This is a genomic window from Moorena sp. SIOASIH (genome assembly GCF_010671925.1).
Lineage (GTDB): Bacteria > Cyanobacteriota > Cyanobacteriia > Cyanobacteriales > Coleofasciculaceae > Moorena.
The window spans coordinates 691,706-709,709 of the sequence record NZ_JAAHIH010000003.1; the positions used below are offsets into that span (position 1 = coordinate 691,706).

The following is an 18,004-nucleotide window of genomic DNA, read 5'->3' on the forward strand; positions in this document are numbered from 1 at the left end:
GTATACATGTATACATACATATTTTTGTTGTTACAAACTCATATAAAACACTATTTGTCAATACCTTATTCATGATTTTTTTATAAAACTTGAATCTCTTGCTGTGATTGGCATTAGAGAGCCTCCGCTTGTTCAATTCATACATAACATTATTTGTCAAGATATTTTTAATGACTAGTTACCAAAGCTTGAAGCTTTTGCTGTGATTGACTAGGGGGGTTTTTCTAACGGAAGAATATCTAATTTAAATGCACAACAACTTAATAATTAGAATTAAGTATAGGCAAGGGAGTAGGGGTACATCTTATTAAAGCTGTTTGATCAGGTAGCTGGAATGGCCATCTTGGTGGAACGGGCATCTTGCCCGTTTCCTGCCGCAACCTTGGCCAAAAGGCCACGCTACGCGAACAACCTTCAACCTGACAACCTTGGCCAAAAGGCCACGCTACGCGAACAACCTTGGCCAAAAGGCCACGCTACGCGAACAACCTTCAACCTGACAACCTTGGCCAAAAGGCCACGCTACGCGAACAACCTTCAACCTGACAACCTTGGCCAAAAGGCCACGCTACGCGAACAACCTTCAACCTTCAACCTTGGCCAAAAGGCCACGCTACGCGAACAACCTTCAACCTGACAACCTTGGCCTTTGGCCACGCTACGCGAACAACTATTCCCTACTCACCCATAGAATCATTGCCAACATCAAACACAATCACAAATTCAGCATCCGGCATCAACCGTTTCAGAGCCTTTAAATGCCCCTTGACCAAAGGTCACGCTACGCGAACGGCGTTAGACCGGTTGCGGAAGCGAGCAACAACCACCCGTTGCATTTGCGGCAATAGGCGAACAATAGCCCACGGGTGTAGGCGTTGATAATAAGTCATAATTAATCGTGTCTCCTTTGATGGGGGATCTAGAGCCAGCCTCGGGACTGTGGATAATCTGTCGGCTGGCTCTTGTCATGGAACGTTTTAGCGTTCATGGCATAGTTTTATTGTAGCACACAAAATATTTTATTATAACATATTTTGAAAATTTTTGTAACAAATTTTTGGGGTTGCTAAATTTTCGAATCAATAGGAGTAGGGTGGGCATCCTGCCTGCCGAAAAAGATTAGAAACAGGCAAGATGCCGAAAAAGATTAGAAACAGGCAAGATGCCGAAAAAGATTAGAAACAGGCAAGATGCCGAAAAAGATTAGAAACAGGCAAGATGCCGAAAAAGATTAGAAACAGGCAAGATGCCTATTCTACAAAGCTCTTTAATTCATTCCATGATTAAGCAACGCAGGGAACAGGGAACAGGGAAAAATCCTGTGTACCTCATTAGGCTAGAAACCGCTATAATAATTAAAAGTGTTGTGTCAATTATTGTGTACTTGGGATGCCAAGCTGACTAACAAAAACTGTATGGAAAACTCTGTTTTATCCAGTTCCACTATCGAATTAGGTAGGTTTCACTTAGTCTGATTTTACGCCCCTTTAATTCAGGGCGACGGACATAGAATACCGCGTCGGTTATTGCTCTAATTGTCTCCCCGTAATCCTCAATTTCATAACCATAGTCTCCCTCATCAGCATAGCACCGAGGTAATTCCATCCAGACCATCCTGTATTTCAAAACCTCTTTAATAGCCAACCACTCTTTTTTGTACTGTGTTTGGTGGGACTTGATATTCCTATTTGACATTTCTGGATTAACCTGCCAAAAATAAAAGTTGGTAAAATCGTTGAGTACACCCTCGGGCACAGAGGCAAGTGCTTGACTATGGAAAACAACGGATGCGGCAAGAATGGATAAGCCTAGAGATTTAAGTTTGAACATTGTCTGAAATTGTTACACTTCTTTCTTTATTTTTCCGTAAGCATTCAGCTAAAGCACTAGCTGCTGAATGCTGAGTGCTAATAGCTGAATGCTTACCTATAGACTTATCGGGGTAATCACCAATAGTTATGCAGAAAATTTTCAATACCAGTAAGCATTCAGTGGTCAGTGGTCAGTGGTCAGTGGTCAGTGGTCAGGTTATTTTCTTCAAAAGCACCTCAAAGTGGCACAGGCTTCCAGCCTGTGACCTAACCCATAAGCTAATAACTAATAGCTGATAACTTATAACTTATGGCTGATAGCTGATAACTGACAGATGATAAATTATAACTGATAGCTGACATATGATAACTGATAACTGATAGCTGACATATGATAACTGATAGCTGAATGCTTACATAATAATTAAAAGTGTTGTGTCAATTATTGTGTACTTGGGATGCCAAGCTGACTAGCACGGATCATATAAAAAACTCTGTTTTATCAAGTTCCACTCTCGAATTAAGTGGGTTTCACTTGGCCTTAACTTACGCCCCTTTAACTCAGGGTGACTAGTATAGAATACCGCATCGATTAATGCTGTAATTGTCTCCACGTAATCCTTCACCTCATAACCATAGTCTCCATGCTCAGCATAACAGCTAGGTATTTCCATCCAAACAATCCTGTCTTTCAAAACCTCTTTAATAGCCAACCACTCTTTTTTGTACTGTGTTTGGTGAGACTTGATACTCTTGTCTGACATTTCTGGATTAGCCTGCCAAAAATAAAAGTTAGTAAACCGGTCTAGTACAGACTCGGGAACACACGCAAGTGCTTGACTATGGAAAACAACGGAGGCGGAAATAATCGATAAGCCTAGAGATTTAAATTTGAGCATTGTCCGAAATCGTTACACTTCTTTCTTTAGTCTTCCTTTCCTATAGGGGGTCTTCAGGACTTTTTGTGCATTAGTTCCAGTGCGATGTTGGAGCCGCTACGGTAACGCATTTTAGTCCTGCTGGGAAATCACGTATGATTCCCAACAAAACTATTGCACTGACACAGTAATAATTAAAAGTATTGTGTCAATTATTCTGTACTTGAGATGCCAAGCTTACTAGCACCAACTATATGATGAAACACTCTGCTTGATCAAGTTCCACTCTCGAATTAGGTGGGTTTCGCTTGGTCTAATCTTACGCCCCTTTAACTCAGGGTGACGAGAATAGAACACTGCATTGATTAATGCTGTAATTGTTTCCTGGTTATCATTCACGAAATAACTATAATTTAGATCACCAGCATAGTTTTCATGAGCATCAGTATAACCATCACAGGTAGGTAATTTCCTCCAGACAATCCTGTCTTTCAAAGTTTCTTTAATAGCTAACCACTCTTGGTTGTACTGTGTTTGGTCAGACTTAAGACTATTGTTTGACATTTCTGGATTAAGCTGCCAAAAATAAAAGTCAGTAAAATCGTGTAGTACAAACTCGGGCACAGAGGCAAGTGCTTGACTATGGCAAACAACTGATGCGGCAAGAATGGATAAACCTAGAGATTTAAGTTTGAGCATTGTCCGAAACCGTTACACTTCTTTCTTTATTTTTTCCTATTAATAGGAAAAAATTTTAGCGATAGCCAAGGGACTTATTTCAACCAATATAGAACTAAATTATAAGTTTTACTTCCGTAATTTCTATGAAAATAGTACTTGATATCGAATGGATTTACTAATTAAATATTACTAATTTAGGTTATCATATTTTTGTCATCTAGCCTAAGTATGAAAAAAATCAAATCCTTACTTAAACTAGTTTTAGCCAAGTCATAGGATTCCCAAAAAAAACTAGGTAATTTCAGATCATCAAATAGTGCAATGCTCCTTTAGAGCCGTTACGCGATTGGCCGTAGGCCACGCTACGCGAACGCATTTTCCCCCTGCTGTTTTTAATCACTCAAAAACTGTTGCACTGACACACTACTTGCCATCTGGCCTACATCTACAACAGATCTAAGCCTGACTTAAAATAGTTTTAACCAACTCAATAGCAGCATCTGGACTTGTTGCCAGCAACACATTCTCCTGGGACAGACTACAGAAAAACTCTTGACTCTCTCGATGGTCACTCAACAAAACAACCTTTTTCCAACTTTTGAGAGCCAGAGCAATTTCTGATGCTGTTCCTATGCCCATACCACAGGCAATCACCACATCACTGGAGAGTACATTAATCGTATTGCGAGCATTGCCCATATCCGTAACGATGGCAATATCGACAGCATCAGACATGGCCCTTGTGTCCTTGGTGGGTAAGATACCAATCGTTAACCCACCAACCATTTTGGCTCCCCGACTCGCAGCATCCATTACTCCCACATTTCTGCCACCGGTCAGCAGTACCCAGCCATTATCAGCAATGAGTTGACCGAGACGATAAGCACGATTAATGTCACTATCAGTCGCCTTGTCACCAGGCCCCATTACCCCAACCACTATTTTTCTCATGGCTTATTTAACTCTCAGAGACTGTTAATAAAGTAACTCTTAAGATAGCTATCAGCGTGTCGCGTATCAGCTTACGGCGGTTTGCATAACTATCAAGTACACAGGATTTTCTCCTTCTTTCCTCTTCCGTTCGCGTAGCGTGGCCCACGGCCTCAGTCCCTGCTCCCTGCTCCGAAGCTCCCAGCTCCGAAGCTCCCTGCTCCCTAAAAACCCATAAATTTGTACCTAATTGAAGTGCAAACCGCTGTATGTGCTACAAATGGTGCTGCTTGAGGTGCTTTTCAATAAAATAAGCACCTCAAGCAGCATGAGCCTTAGGCTGACGGCTGACGGCTGACGGCTGAATGCTATAGTATGAAGCGTCTGTAAACCTTGTGTAAAACTTCGGTAAAGGTGTGCTTAATTGTCAATTAAATCACACAGATAATTGTACTTATTTGCTAATAATTTGGTTTGCCAATAATTTCCTTAACAAAACTGAGTTATCAATAACTGATTAACCCATTTTTTAATAAAAATTAGCTATAATTCCTAGCGATATCTAATTTGTAGATTGAGAGGATAGCGTTTCCTAGTAAGGGTCAGATATAGTCAATTTTATTACCCCTCCCCATCTCCCCATCTCCCCATCTCCCCATCTCCCCATCTCCCCACACCTCCCACACTTTCCTCTCTTTCCCGACTCCCGACTCCCGACTCCCGACTCCCGACTCCCGACTCCCGACTCCCAGATCAGCTGTTCCCTGTTCCCTTTGGAAATGTTCCATCGACTCAAACGATACTTTCTGACTAGTTCGGCATCCCCCAAACATCACCTGCTGCCCTCAATGGCAGAAGATACCCTGCTCACTCCCCATCGACTCCATTATCCCCATTGGCATGGGAATAATGGTCATCTGCCCCCTGTTGCCTTTGTTAACTGGTTATCAGAAGAATCTAGAGAACAAAAGAATAATAAAAACAATAATTATCACAATAATCAGCACAATAATCTAGGAACTATCCCCCTAGCAGGAGAACACAAAACAGCCGACTCATGTATTAATCACGGGGATTACCTGTGGGCAAAAGGTCAACTAAATGAAGCAGTGACCCAGTATCACCAGGCGATTGAACTAGACCCTAAATCGAGTCTGGGTTACCAACGTCTAGGAGCAACGTTGAAGCAACAAGGTCAATTCGATCAAGCCACTGCTTACTATCGCAAAGCGATTGAATTGGCTGGACTAGAAACGGTGGAGTTGGATCAGTCACAATCAAGAGAACCATCTATAGGTCAATGGGGACCTAGCTCTAGTGAGGGCGATTGTAAACAATATCAGTCAGGAGGTCTTTTGGAAGCAGTAACGGTTTATCTACAACAGGCGCAGACTTACTTGAAGGAAAGACAATGGCAACAGGCGATCGCAGCCTGTGAGCGAGCCATTAAAATTGCCCCAGATACGGCCCAGGCTTACAAGATTTGGGGAAATGCGCTACAGTTTATGGGTCAGACTACTGAAGCTATGGGTTACTATGGCCAAGCTTTGGAAATTGAGCCGGATTTTGCGGAAGTTTATGCTAATCTAGGTAGCTTGTGTGCCGGTCAGCAGAATTGGGAAGATGCGATCGCATATTATCAAAAGGCGATTAAGCTAAAACCAGATTTGGCTGGGGCTTATCGCAACTTGGCTAAAGTATGGACTGAGGTGGGAAACCAAAAGGAAGTCCTTAAATGCTGTTATCATCAGCTGATGCTAGAGTTGGATAAATCTAAACCAGAGGACTTCCTTAATCTAGGGAATCAGTTGTTTAAGGAAGGTCTGGTAACAGAAGCGATCGCTTGTTACCGCCAGGTAATTGAGCAGAATCCCCAGTCGGTGGTAGCTTACCAAAACCTGGCAGAAGCCTTGAATCGCCAGGGGAAATGGCAAGAGGCAAATGCTTACTATCGTAAATTACTCCAATTTTATCGGACCGGTTCTCAGTTAACAGCTTCTCAGTTACCAGCTTCTCAGTTACCAGCTTCTCAGATAAATAGTCAGATAAATGGTCAGTTAACTAGTCAGATAAATGGTCACACCCACAATCAAGCTAACTCGTCTGATGCCCTGAAACAGGCTATTGTTCCCGAATTGGTAGACAACCAGAAGCAGCAGCAGGTGTCAATCACTCCCCCTAAACGTTACAGAGGAGGGGCGATAAAAGCATCAACTGTTGCCATCGTGCCTAGCCCATCTCAAATCACGGTTAATCCCACCAATCCAACCGTAAAGCCTATCCCTACTGCTCCAGAAGGATTGCACCGAGACCAATTGCAACCAGACCAATTAGACCGAGACCAATTGGACAGGATCCGCGATCGCACAGCACGACTCTCTCAAGGCAATCATCTAGCTCAACTTCCTGACTCTAGAGCGTCTCAGTCTAATCTAGACCAAGACCAAGAGCTTGAGCCGTTTATCAAGGCAGCTCAGCAAAATCCAGATTCAGCTAAAGTCCAGGCAAATTTAGGTAGTGCTTATGCTCAGCGGCAGCAGTGGCAAGATGCGATCGCATGTTATCAAAAAGCGATCGCAATTAATCCCAGCTTTGCTGGGGCTTACCGTAACTTGGCCAAGGTTCTAACTCAAACCAATCAACCAGAAGCAGCAGCGGATTATTGGTATCAAGCTCTGACCTTGGAACCGAATACGGTATCCGCTGAAGAACACTTGAATCTGGGTAATACCTTAACCAGCCAAGGGAAATTAGCCCAAGGGATAGCCTGTTATCGTCAGGCAATTGAATTGAAACCTAATTTGTCTGATGCTTACCATCGACTAGGGGATTTGCTAAAAAAGCAAGGACAAGAGCAAGAGCTGCTAAGCCTTTATCAGCAAGCAGTTCAAAACAATCCCCAAGATGCTAAAGCTTACTTCTATTTAGGAAACCTGTTCACAGAGGAAGAAGCATGGGAGCAAGCTTACCCTTGTTATCTCAAAGCGACTCAACTGCAACCGAATCTTGGACAAGCCCATCATAATTTGGCAGATACCTTAGTTAAGCAGCAACGGTGGGAAGAAGCAGTAACAGCTTACCGTCGAGCCATTGAGATACAGCCAGAGTTTTCCTGGTCTTATAACAACATGGGCGATGCTTTGCTTAAGTTAGAACGGTGGCAAGACGCAGCCGATGTGTTCCGAAAAGCCATTGAACTCAAACCAGATTTCCCATGGTCTTATCAAAATTTAGGTGATGCCCTACAAGCCTTGGAGCAGTGGGATGAAGCAATTATTGCCTATCGCCGTGGGATTGAGGTGAAATCCGATTGGCCGTGGTCTTACTATAACTTGGGACAAGCATTAGCAAAAACCGGACAGTGGCTTGATGTGATCGCAGCCTATCGTCAAGCTATCGAACTTGACCCGAATTTTGCTAACGCCTATAGCCATCTCGGTGAAGCCTTAGCCAGAATTGGGGAGTGGGATGAAGCAATTATCTGTTACGAACAAGCCATTGATATTGACCCCAGTCTTCATGTTTCCGTCTACCAGAATTTAGGGGAAGCCTTAGAACGAAAAGGATATAGCAATTCAGAGCTTAGGACAAAAGACGATAACTCTAGGTTGCTCCCTGGACAGATTAATCCAGAGCTTAGGACAAAAGACGATAACTCTAGGTTGCTCCCTGGACAGATTAATCCAGAGCTTAGGACAAAAGACGATATCTCTAAGTGGCCTCACGTTTTCATTGAACCCTATCATCCCCCCCAAACTCTCCCCGATGGCAGCCCCTGGCCAAAGATATCGATTGTTACCCCTTCGATGAATCAAGGTGAGTTTATCGAAGAAACCATATTATCAGTGATTCATCAGCACTATCCCAATGTCGAACATATCCTAATTGATGGGGGCTCTACTGATGAAACCATCACCATTGTTAATCAATATCGAGACTACCTTACCTATGTGGTTAGTGAACCCGATAGTGGCCAAAGTGAAGCCTTGAACAAAGGATTTGCGTACGCATCTGGGGAAATCTTGACTTGGCTTAATAGTGATGACCGATTAGCGCCAGGAGCCTTATATAGGGTAGCGCTAGCGTTTTACACCAGTGGTGCTGATGTGGTAGCAGGTGTCTGTCAACTGTTTAAAGATGGCGTAGCCCTAGAGCAACACTTGACATCCTGTGCTAATGGACTGATGTCCCTTGAAGAAATCTTAGATGTAGAAAGGAATTGGCTAACAGGGAAATTCTTTTATCAGCCAGAAGTCATGTTTACCCGCACCATTTGGGAAAAGTGTGGTGCCTCAGTAGATGAATCCCTCTTCTACAGTATGGATTACGAGTTGTGGGCGCGATTTGCCGCTAAGGGAGCCACCTTACAGGTAATTGGTTATCCTGTCGCTCAATACCGTATCCATGAAAACCAAAAGACTAGCACTAAAGATAAGTATGAGCCGGAATTACTATCGGTATCAGAGGCACTGCGGACTAAATTCAACTGTCCTAAGTCTAAGGCGACAGAAGAGCCTGGGCAACGCCATAGCCTCCGCATTGTGTGCTTCAACGATACCGGATTTCTCGGAGGGGCTGGGATTGCTCACCAACGCATTGCCAAATCCTTAGCCTTAGCAGGGCATCAAGTAATTCCCGTTGCTGGCACATTAGACTGGTCATTGACTCCCGTAGACTGCACAGGGTCAGAGGTTTATCAATTAATTGCTAGTCTCAATCCGGATTTAGTCGTAGTGGGCAATATCCATAATATTACCAATCCCTTGGACATTTTGGAAAGACTTACCAGTCATTTCCCCACCATCTTTGTGATGCACGACCAGTGGTTACTTACCGGACGCTGTGCTTATGTAGGGGATTGTGAGAATTATACCACCCTATGTGATCACGAATGTCCCACTAGCCATGAGTACCCGAGCTTAGCATCAGAGAAAATAGCCGATGCTTTTCGTAAAAAACATCGGCTTTTAGGGAGCTATAAAACTTTGTTAGTGCTAGGGGATAGTCACTGGACGACTAATTGGGCTCGTTATGCCTTTGACTATCACCAGCCTCGACGGAATTTCCAAGAATGCGAAAGTAAATTTCATAGCATTTACTATGGCATTGATTTAGATATCTTTCGGCCCTTAGACCAGGCAGAATCTCGTCGTCAGCTGAATTTACCTCAGGATAAATTTATTATACTCACTGGTAGTCAATCTGTAAACGATCAGCGCAAAGGATTTAAGTATCTACTCAAAGCCCTAGACATTGCCAATCTCGATAATATCCTACTTGTTAGTTTTGGTCATGGCTCTGCGATCGCAGAAAACCTTGATGTTTGGAGTACAGGATATATCGAGGACCCCTTTATACTAGCATGTTACTACAGCGCTGCCGATGTATTTATTGGGCCATCCCTTCAAGAAGCATTTGGTCAAACCTTTATAGAAGCAGCAGCCTGTGGAACACCAGCCATTGGCTATGGAGTAGGTGGTGTCAAAGAAGCCATCTTGAATAGAGTGTCAGGACGAGTAGTGACCCAAAAAACCCCAGAAGCCTTAGCTAAGGTAATTAAGGAATTATACTATGACCGGCACAAATTAGACCTGTTGGGGAAAACCGCAGCTATTTATATAGCCAACCAGTTCTCCTTACAGTCGAGCTATCACAGTTTTATGGTGGCCTTAGACCAAAGCGGTTGGGTCGATCAGCTCCAAATTCCCAGGGCGAGTAAATTTTTAGTAGACTCTCCCGTAGGCTCTCCCAAACTTACTCAACCCCTAGGGATTAAAAGCGGTATTCCCAAAAACAACAATAGTATTATCTCTGGGGTTGGTATTCAAGGTTATACCCGTCAGGGTTTTGGAGAATTAGAACAACCCTTACCAGAAATTGGTCTTTTTCGTCCCAGCCAGTGGTTACTGTGGCCAGAGGGCGAGTTTGCCATCATTGCCGATAATCCCAGAAAGGGTCAGCTAGTCATTGCCTGCCGTAACGTGTCTCAGGGTCAGTTCCTTGAAGTTTGGCAAAAGGGTAAGTTACTATTGCGGGTAGCAGTGCATCACTCTGGGATCGATCAGGTTAATGTATTTACCCTACCGATTTCGTTACTTGAAGGCTTCAATTTATTTTCCCTGAAGACCGAGACCTATCATGTTGATCAGTCCAATCGTCATTTAGGGGTACTGATTGAGAGAATTACATTTACAGAGCAACTGGATTGGGAACCGTTGCGGGAACACAATGAATTATCTATCCTCATGGATGACCATCTCAATGGTATCGGTTGGTTATCACCTGAGACATTAAATGGAACACCAGTTCGCTGGATGGAGAAGGTAGGTAGTGTGATTATTGACGGTATTAATACTATCAAGCCGCTTCAAGTGCGAGTTTCAGGAATGATGGCGGTGGAGAAACGGTTTATTAGCGATATGGTAGTAAAGGTAAATGGTAACCCTATTGATGGAGACGTTCAGCAGCAGTCCGATAAATCTTGGGTGTTTGAAGGAATTATTCCCTCTGGGAGCCTAACCTTAAACGCTCCATTTGTGCTATCGATTGAATCACCAGGGGTGGGTCAGTTATCATCCATTGATTCGAGATTAGCTAGCCTATTAGTGAAATCAGTTACGATTGGAGCAGCTCAAGGCTAATGGCATAATCGAGTAATAGAATAAAACTATCTATAGGAATAAAAATATCTATAGCAGTTCTCGAAACCTATTTGGGAACTGCTATATAGTAGCTTTGAACCAATGAAAAAAATTCTATATACACGAGACAATCAGCCAGTCTCTATTGAAGTACCTACCCCTGGTGCTATTCCTAGTTTTTTCGTATTCGCGCTCCATAAATCAGGGAGTGTGATGCAGGACAAAATTATTGAAGATATCGGTTTTACCTTAAAGATACCACTGATTAGTGTTGCCAAGACTTCCTTTAATCAAGGGGTAGAAGAAAGTGCGTTTGGTAACGATATCTGTGACATTTTTGTCAAAACTGGATATGGCTTTTACGGCTCTCGATATCTCCCTGCCTATCTTAATGATTTCGATTTGAGTGGTTTTAAGAAAATATTACTGATTCGCGATCCTAGGGATATTGTAGTATCCCATTATTTTTCCATGAAGAACAGTCATGTTATTCCCCCAGGTAAGGTAGGTGATGCCCTTTGGAAAAATCGCCAGCGACTACAAGACATGGATATAGACCAGTATGCCATTCAACAAGCACCGATATTTCGTAACATAATTCAAAGGTACAGCAAGATTGAAGATCAGTTATTCAAACTGTTTAGGTATGAAGATATCGTTTTCAATAAGCGTCAGTGGGTTGGGGATATTATCGGTTTTTTGGAAGTAGAGCTTGAAGAGAATAAAATAGAGGAAATAGCTAAGAAGCACGATATTTTTCCAACTAAAGAAAATCCCGCATCACACATCCGTAAAGTTACCCCAGGGGATTATAAAGAAAAGTTACAAGCCGCCACTATTGATAAGCTTAATAAATGTTTTAAAGCTATTTTGATAAAGTATGGATATGATAATTAAGAATGTAGAAAGCAGAATGTAGAATTAAGAATGTAGAATTAAGAATGTAGAATTAAGAATGTAGAATTAAGAATGTAGAATTAAGAATGTAGAATTAAGAATGTAGAATTAAGAATGTAGAAGGCAGAATGTAGAATTAAGAATGTAGAAGGCAGAATGTAGAAGGCAGAATGTAGAAGGCAGAATTCTAAATTCTAAATTCTAAATTCCTAATTCTTAATTCTAAATTCTTAATTCTTAATTCTTAATTCTACATTCTTAAAATTTGTTTAAGGTTTTTCCTACTCCCTATCGGGTACATCTCACTGTCTTTATGCAAAGCGTGAGTGGGGGAAACCCCCTTTGGCCGCTGGCAAAAATTCCCGGTAAAATTCCCACACTTCCCACCCGCCGCAGATTTCCTTTCTTTCCTCTTGACAAGTGTTTTTCCTTTAATCTAAAATGCCCGAGGTTACTTGAGCTCCTAATAGCAAGAAGCTAGAGCAGTAACAACTGTACTAGGGCAGTAACAACTGTAGGGGTTCACAAAAAAAAGTTACGAGGCAGCACAAGTAGGTTAACTACCGGTCAACCCAATCATTACGATAAGAAAAAAAAAATTAATGATGCAAAAACTACGCAATGCGCTATTGGCATTAGTTATTGCCATAGCTCTGACTTGGATGCCTTCCTTTACGGTAGCTTCTGCACAGGCTGCTGAAATTGAATATAGTCCTGGACTCCAGTTTGCAATCCAGCCCGGAACAGGGGATTTTGTTCAATTCCAAAGCGGTCCGATATCGTCGCCTGGCCAGAAAGTTAATGTTTTTTATGACTCCCTCAGGTTAGCTTCGCCTGCAAATCGAAGTTGTCCTAAGTTTGATGATTCAACTACTGTAACAGGCCACGTGATGTCTGATAACAGCGGCAAGATTACTAAATTCCCCCTTAAGTCCCTTAACCCCCCTGCGGTGGATTACGTCAAGGTTGGAACGTTTACTACCCCTGATTGCTATTGGGGTAGTGATGAGATCCAGATCTGGTTCACTGGCATCGACGACTATGGCAATATTTGTTACGATAGTGATTTCGGCAGCAATTACCATTTTCCAGTGATTTGCGAATAATAAGTTGTTGAGTCTGGAGAAAATTCTCAGCAGTGAACTAACTTAGATTTCGCTACTGGAATTCTCCCCAAGGAAGCAACTGAAAAAGCGATGCAGCGCGCGCTGCATTGCTTTTTCAATAAGGTTGTTAAAAGTTGAATATTTTTTGTTACTCTCGATTCCCTACTCCCGATTCCCGATTCCCGATTCCCGATTCCCGATTCCCGATTCCCTACTCCCTACTCCCTACTCCCTATTCCCTCTTCAAATCGATAGGCTCTAGCTTTTAATTTTTGCATCCATCCCTTGACTGTTGGTTGCTTAAAGATACTATCAATCACCTTTTTCATATCTTCAGCAACTGGACTAGACTGTTTCTCAATAGTATTACCTTGCCCAAAATAGCTACAAGTTGCTTCTGGCAACCACAGGGCTCGGCTTCCTCTCAAAAATACTAGATTTAATATTATTTCTACCATCGCAGCCTCTTGATTTAATTCCGTATTGAAGCCCCCTACTAGGTCTAAACGACTGCGACGAAACATAATATTACTTTGACGCAACGGTTGCCACAGTTTCTCTAACTTCCAGATGTGTAAGTCTTCTAAATCCGGTAAGTCTTGCCATGGCGTCACCTGGGTGATCTTGTCTCCCTCAACCAGTTGCCAGCCACTCAATAGTAAATCTAGGGTAGAGGATTCCCGGTCAAATGCTGCTACTTGTTTCTCTAGGGCATCTGGTAGTAAAACACTGTCACTATCGAGAAAGGTGACAAATTCTCCTTGGGCCATCTCAAGAGCGCGATCGCACAACGCCCCCCATTTGCGATTGGCCGTAGGCCACGCTACGCGAACGCATCCCCCTTTAATAACAATTCCCCCCTTGTTAAGGGGGGCTAGGGGGGATCCCTGCTCCCTACTCCCTACTCCCTGTTCCCTACTCCCTACTCCCTGCTCCCTGTTCCCTGTTCCCTGTTCCCTGTTCCCTACTCCCTTATTACCAGCCCCATCCACCACAATAATTTCATAGTCGGAATAGTTTTGAGCCAGCACACTCTCCACTGCTCGCTTAACTAGCGCGCTATTGTTTTGAAGAATAATAGACCTCTTGTCAAAGTAGTTTTTTGATACTGTTTGCCTGAATTCTTGTCCACTGTTCCCTGTTCCCTGTTCCCTGTTCCCTGTTCCCTGTTCCGAAATTCCCTCTTCTGAAAGAAGTCTAATAATAATCACACTAACTCGTGGTGAATATTGATTACGCCAGGGTTTTAGCTGCCAGGTGCTGTCCGCAATCGTGCCTTGTGCTTGCACATTGCCAATGGTTTTATTCTGTTGCGCTTCCTTCCCCATATGGGCCTCATTTTTGCCCCCTTGGAGATGAGCGTAGGTATGATTTTGATGCACTGCCATCACCACTTGGCTGGCATCGACGATGGGATAACCCCTCATAGCAGCAGTAGTTACCATCCAGGTATCCCAATATCCCCGTCCTACCGCAAACTTAGGGATAGTAGGAAATAAATTTTTAGGAAAGATAAAGTAATCCTTAGCATCATGAGCCCCTAAACAACCGGTCTGATAGACCTGTTGACCCAGGGTGTCTTCCCAGGTGGGGGACTGAAATTCTATAGGATTGGACAGGTCAAGATTCCAGCGTCGTCCAGTAATTAAAAATGTGTCTAGGTGTTGGCAGACCTGTTGAATGGCTTGGGGAAAATCCTTCAGTAAAATAATATCAGCGTTGATGTAAGTGATGATATCGTAAGTTGCTTGCTCCTGGACTTGAGCAAACACACTATCGAGTAGAGGAGTGCCATCGGTATTGCACTCGATATCAGGAACATGATTAAGTCCTAAGTCCTGAGCAATCGCAGCTGTACCAATTTCATTACCAAATAAAATAATTTCTGGCTTGGGTTTGAGCAAAGTCCAGCTGGTAATAGCGTTGTGCTGGATGATACCAATCTTACCTAGAAAAGGCTTAGGCACCGTGAAAATGCTGATGCCTAGGGTTGGTCGAATCTCGGGCTTGATATACAACGGTTGCGCCATTATGCTGATTGCTAATCGTTGATATTGATGGTATGGTTATAGAGTTTGTATATGAGTTGTAAACACACTTATTGCCGAAAAAGCCCTGCATGCAAGAGCCAAAAGGCAAGAGGGTAAAGAGAACCTCAGTTTTATTGTCCAAGAAAAAAAGACCTCAAAGGTTTAGATATCCAATACAAAATCTATTTTAGATAAGAAAATCGAATCGGTTAGGTATAAGCGATTAGCTATAATAAAGTTTTGGCGAAATCCCTAAGATACCACAATAAATTCGATGAGAAACTGCTAGAACGAATACAATTTTTTAACCATCGTTCAATAACAGTATAAAGAAACAGTATTAGGATGCGCTCCCAAATAGAACTAGCTATGGTTGAAACTTCTGTAAGTATTGCAAATCAATTGAGACAGCAAGGACAACAGAGTGAAGCAATTGCAGCATACCAGGAAGCAATTGAGTTACAGCCAGATAATCCAGGGATTTATCACCTTGTGGGACAATCTCAGGCTCACCAGGGGGATTTAGAAGGTGCGATCGCAAGCTACCAAAAATCAATTGCCCTCAATCCCCAACAGTCGTTTTGGGTCTACAAACATCTCGGGGATGCTCTGAGAGCCCAAGGAAAACTGGATGAGGCGATGGTGGCTTACCAGAATGGGATGCAGTTCGAGCCAGACCATCCGGATTTTTATCACAATTTAGGACAAGCTCAAGCACTACAGGGAAATTTAGACGATGCGATCGCATCCTACCAAAATGCGATCGCTCTCAATCCTAGCCATCCGTTTTGGATCTACAAAAATCTCGGGGATGCTCTGAGGCAAACCAATCGAGTTGATGAAGCAGTTTGCGCTTACCAGGAAGCAAGTCAGTGTGACCCAGAAAATGGGAAAGTAGTATATCCTAACTTGGCAAAATGTCAGCAGCAACAGGGAAATTTAGACGATGCCATCGCCTCTTACCAAAATGCGATCGCACTAAATCAAGACCAGCCAGCTTGGGTTTACCAAAATCTCGGGGATAGTCTGAGCTTGCAAACTCGATGGTATGAAGCCATTACCGCTTACCGTAGCGCTATAGCAATTAACCCCAGCATCAATGGGGTTAAAGAGAGCTTAGCCGATGCTCTGCGAGAAACCAAACAATTGGAACAAGCGATCGCAGCCTATCGCGATGCTATTGACACCAATCCCGACCGGTTTGAGTCTCACCATTGGCTAGGGGATTTATATCGAGAAAACAAGAATTGGGAGCAAGCCGCAGCAGCTTACCAATCCGCCATAGCACTCAATTCCTACAATGCTTGGACTCACCATAATTTAGGCTTAGCCTTAGCCCAACAAGGGAAGCTAGAAGAAGCCGTAGCTGCTTATCAAGAAGCCATAGCCCTATCCCCTAACCAGTTCTTTGAGTTTTACCACAAATTAGGGGAGGCTCTCACCCAACTCCAGCATTGGCAGGAAGCAGTTACCGCTTATGGTCGTGCCATTGACCTCAGCCCAGAAAATCCTGAGTTATACTACCCCTTGCGCAAAGCATTGGAAGAATTGGGACAGTGGCAAGAACCAGATTATGAACCCCCATCACAAGACCCTTGGCTAGCCGCTCACCAATGGGCAGATAGTTTGCGAGAACAGGGAAAAATAGCAGAAGCGATCGCAGCCTATCGCTATGCTCTCGATATCAATCCCAACTGTTGTGAGTCTTACCATTGGTTAGGGGATTTACTCTTAACACAACAGAATTGGCATGAAGCAGCAACAGCTTACCAGCGAGCCATAGAACTCAATCCTTACAATCCCTGGTCCCACCATAACTTAGGGCTAGCCTTAACCGAACAGGGCAAGTTAGACGAAGCAGTAGCAGCCTTAAACCAAGCCATAGCCCTATGCTCCAACCAGTACTTTGAATTTTACCAAAACTTAGGAAATGCCCTCAGCAAACTCCACCGTTGGGATGAATCCCTTACCGCCTATGGCAGTGCTATTGAATTAAATCCAGGCAATCCTCAGTTACACAGTAGTTTAGGAGGTGTATTGGTTGAATTGGGAAAGTCCGATCAGGCGGTAGGGTCTTACCGCCGCTCTATACAGTTAAAGCCAGATGATCCCGAGATACAGGAAAAATTAGGAAATGTGCTTCGAGAAAGAGTCCAAGTAGATTTAGATCAAGCAATCAGCTGTTATCGTCGAGCCATTCGGACAAATCCAGATAATCTCGATAATTATCACAAGGCATTAGGGATACAATCCAACGATCCTGAACTGTATCTACAGTTAGGCAATACATTAGTCAAACAAAATCAGTTAGACCAAGCCATCATTTTCTACCAAATCGCCCTCGAGATCCAACCCGAAAATTATGAAGTAAAAGCTCAGTTGACCAGGGTTTTGGAAAAACAAGGCAAGCTAGGGAGTAGGGAGTAGGGAGTAGGGAGTAGGGAGTAGGGAATGGGGAATGGGGAATGGGGAACAGGGAACAGGCAAGAGGCAAGAGGCAAGAGGCAAGAGGCAAGAGGCAAGAGGAACCCACCCCTAACCCCTCCCAGGAGGGGAAGGCAAGAGGCAAGAGGAATCCCCCCTAACCCCCCTTACTAAGGGGGGCGGGCAAGAGGCAAGAGGCAAGAGGCAAGAGGCAACCTTCAAGCTACCCTTCACCGAACGCCAAAGGCGAACAACTTTCAACCTTCTAACCTTCAACCTTCTAACCTTCAACCTTCTAACCTTCAACCTTCTAACCTTCAACCTTCAACCTTCTAACCTTCAACCTTCTAACCTTCTAACCTTCAACCTTCTAACCTTCAACCTTCTAACCTTCAACCTTCTAACCTTCAACCTTCTAACCTTCAACCTTCTAACCTTCAACCTTCTAACCTTCAACCTTGATATAGCGTTTCTGATACTTATAAGGTACAGTCAATTTTGTTACCCCGACTCCCGACTCCCGACTCCCGACTCCCGACTCCCGACTCCCGACTCCCGACTCCCCAAAACGAAAGTACCTGACCCAATTGATAACTGCTATCAAAA

At 43.4% G+C, this 18,004-nt stretch carries 16 protein-coding genes and 1 pseudogene; 7 read left to right on the forward strand and 10 right to left on the reverse strand.

Annotated features, from left to right (window positions below):
* The first annotated feature begins 334 nt into the window (after positions 1 to 334).
* Complete coding sequence (locus tag F6J90_RS18300) at positions 335 to 637, forward strand: hypothetical protein (RefSeq protein WP_293096445.1); 303 nt, start codon at positions 335 to 337, stop codon at positions 635 to 637.
* Positions 597 to 758: a hypothetical protein gene (locus F6J90_RS18305; protein WP_293097917.1), complete on the forward strand. Its 162-nt coding sequence runs from the start codon at positions 597 to 599 to the stop codon at positions 756 to 758. Before F6J90_RS18300 ends, F6J90_RS18305 begins: the two co-directional genes overlap by 41 nt.
* On the opposite strand, the pseudogene F6J90_RS18310 reads toward F6J90_RS18305, so the two are convergent.
* The 6 genes and pseudogenes from F6J90_RS18310 to F6J90_RS18335 all read right to left on the reverse strand — a co-directional run bounded on the left by F6J90_RS18310 (position 678) and on the right by F6J90_RS18335 (position 5,136).
* Positions 678 to 890, reverse strand: a pseudogene (locus F6J90_RS18310) (hypothetical protein). The gene F6J90_RS18305 and the pseudogene F6J90_RS18310 overlap by 81 nt on opposite strands.
* Positions 891 to 1,443: 553 nt before the next feature.
* Positions 1,444 to 1,830, reverse strand: a complete 387-nt coding sequence (locus tag F6J90_RS18315) for a hypothetical protein (RefSeq protein WP_293096448.1) — start codon at positions 1,828 to 1,830, stop codon at positions 1,444 to 1,446.
* Positions 1,831 to 2,281: 451 nt separating this feature from the next.
* Positions 2,282 to 2,710, reverse strand: a complete 429-nt coding sequence (locus tag F6J90_RS18320) for a hypothetical protein (protein WP_293096450.1) — start codon at positions 2,708 to 2,710, stop codon at positions 2,282 to 2,284.
* A 219-nt stretch (positions 2,711 to 2,929) separates the two neighbouring features.
* Positions 2,930 to 3,388, reverse strand: a complete 459-nt coding sequence (locus tag F6J90_RS18325) for a hypothetical protein (RefSeq protein ID WP_293096452.1) — start codon at positions 3,386 to 3,388, stop codon at positions 2,930 to 2,932.
* A 438-nt stretch (positions 3,389 to 3,826) separates the two neighbouring features.
* Positions 3,827 to 4,321 (reverse strand): TIGR00725 family protein, encoded by a 495-nt coding sequence (locus F6J90_RS18330; RefSeq protein ID WP_293096454.1) that lies wholly within the window; start codon positions 4,319 to 4,321, stop codon positions 3,827 to 3,829.
* A 581-nt stretch (positions 4,322 to 4,902) separates the two neighbouring features.
* Positions 4,903 to 5,136, reverse strand: coding sequence for a hypothetical protein (locus tag F6J90_RS18335; protein ID WP_293096456.1), 234 nt, complete (start codon positions 5,134 to 5,136; stop codon positions 4,903 to 4,905).
* A gap of 12 nt (positions 5,137 to 5,148) precedes the next feature.
* Between F6J90_RS18335 and F6J90_RS18340 the strand changes: the two genes are divergently transcribed.
* The 4 genes from F6J90_RS18340 to F6J90_RS18355 all read left to right on the forward strand — a co-directional run bounded on the left by F6J90_RS18340 (position 5,149) and on the right by F6J90_RS18355 (position 13,206).
* On the forward strand, positions 5,149 to 10,941 hold the full coding sequence (locus tag F6J90_RS18340; RefSeq protein WP_293096458.1) for a tetratricopeptide repeat protein: 5,793 nt from the start codon (positions 5,149 to 5,151) through the stop codon (positions 10,939 to 10,941).
* Positions 10,942 to 11,043: 102 nt separating this feature from the next.
* Positions 11,044 to 11,838, forward strand: a complete 795-nt coding sequence (locus tag F6J90_RS18345; protein ID WP_293096460.1) for a sulfotransferase domain-containing protein — start codon at positions 11,044 to 11,046, stop codon at positions 11,836 to 11,838.
* Positions 11,839 to 12,440: 602 nt separating this feature from the next.
* Positions 12,441 to 12,944 carry a DUF6209 family protein gene (locus F6J90_RS18350; RefSeq protein WP_293096463.1) on the forward strand — a complete coding sequence of 168 codons (504 nt, stop codon included), beginning with the start codon at positions 12,441 to 12,443 and terminating at the stop codon, positions 12,942 to 12,944.
* Between the two features lie 124 nt (positions 12,945 to 13,068).
* Positions 13,069 to 13,206, forward strand: a complete 138-nt coding sequence (locus tag F6J90_RS18355; RefSeq protein ID WP_293096465.1) for a hypothetical protein — start codon at positions 13,069 to 13,071, stop codon at positions 13,204 to 13,206.
* Here F6J90_RS18355 and F6J90_RS18360 read toward each other — a convergent pair.
* Complete coding sequence (locus F6J90_RS18360) at positions 13,163 to 14,974, reverse strand: glycosyltransferase family 2 protein (protein WP_293096468.1); 1,812 nt, start codon at positions 14,972 to 14,974, stop codon at positions 13,163 to 13,165. The two genes, F6J90_RS18355 and F6J90_RS18360, sit on opposite strands and share 44 nt — an antisense overlap.
* 369 nt (positions 14,975 to 15,343) lie before the next feature.
* Here F6J90_RS18360 and F6J90_RS18365 point away from each other — a divergent pair, with 369 nt between their 5' ends.
* Positions 15,344 to 17,401, forward strand: coding sequence for a tetratricopeptide repeat protein (locus F6J90_RS18365; protein ID WP_293096470.1), 2,058 nt, complete (start codon positions 15,344 to 15,346; stop codon positions 17,399 to 17,401).
* Here F6J90_RS18365 and F6J90_RS18370 read toward each other — a convergent pair.
* The 3 genes from F6J90_RS18370 to F6J90_RS18380 form a co-directional block, all read right to left on the reverse strand.
* On the reverse strand, positions 17,350 to 17,496 hold the full coding sequence (locus tag F6J90_RS18370) for a hypothetical protein (RefSeq protein WP_293096472.1): 147 nt from the start codon (positions 17,494 to 17,496) through the stop codon (positions 17,350 to 17,352). The two genes, F6J90_RS18365 and F6J90_RS18370, sit on opposite strands and share 52 nt — an antisense overlap.
* A 13-nt stretch (positions 17,497 to 17,509) precedes the next feature.
* Entirely contained in the window at positions 17,510 to 17,659 is a 150-nt protein-coding gene (locus F6J90_RS18375; protein ID WP_293096475.1) for a hypothetical protein, read from the reverse strand.
* Between the two features lie 184 nt (positions 17,660 to 17,843).
* Positions 17,844 to 18,002: a hypothetical protein gene (locus tag F6J90_RS18380; protein ID WP_293096477.1), complete on the reverse strand. Its 159-nt coding sequence runs from the start codon at positions 18,000 to 18,002 to the stop codon at positions 17,844 to 17,846.
* Positions 18,003 to 18,004: the final 2 nt, after the last annotated feature.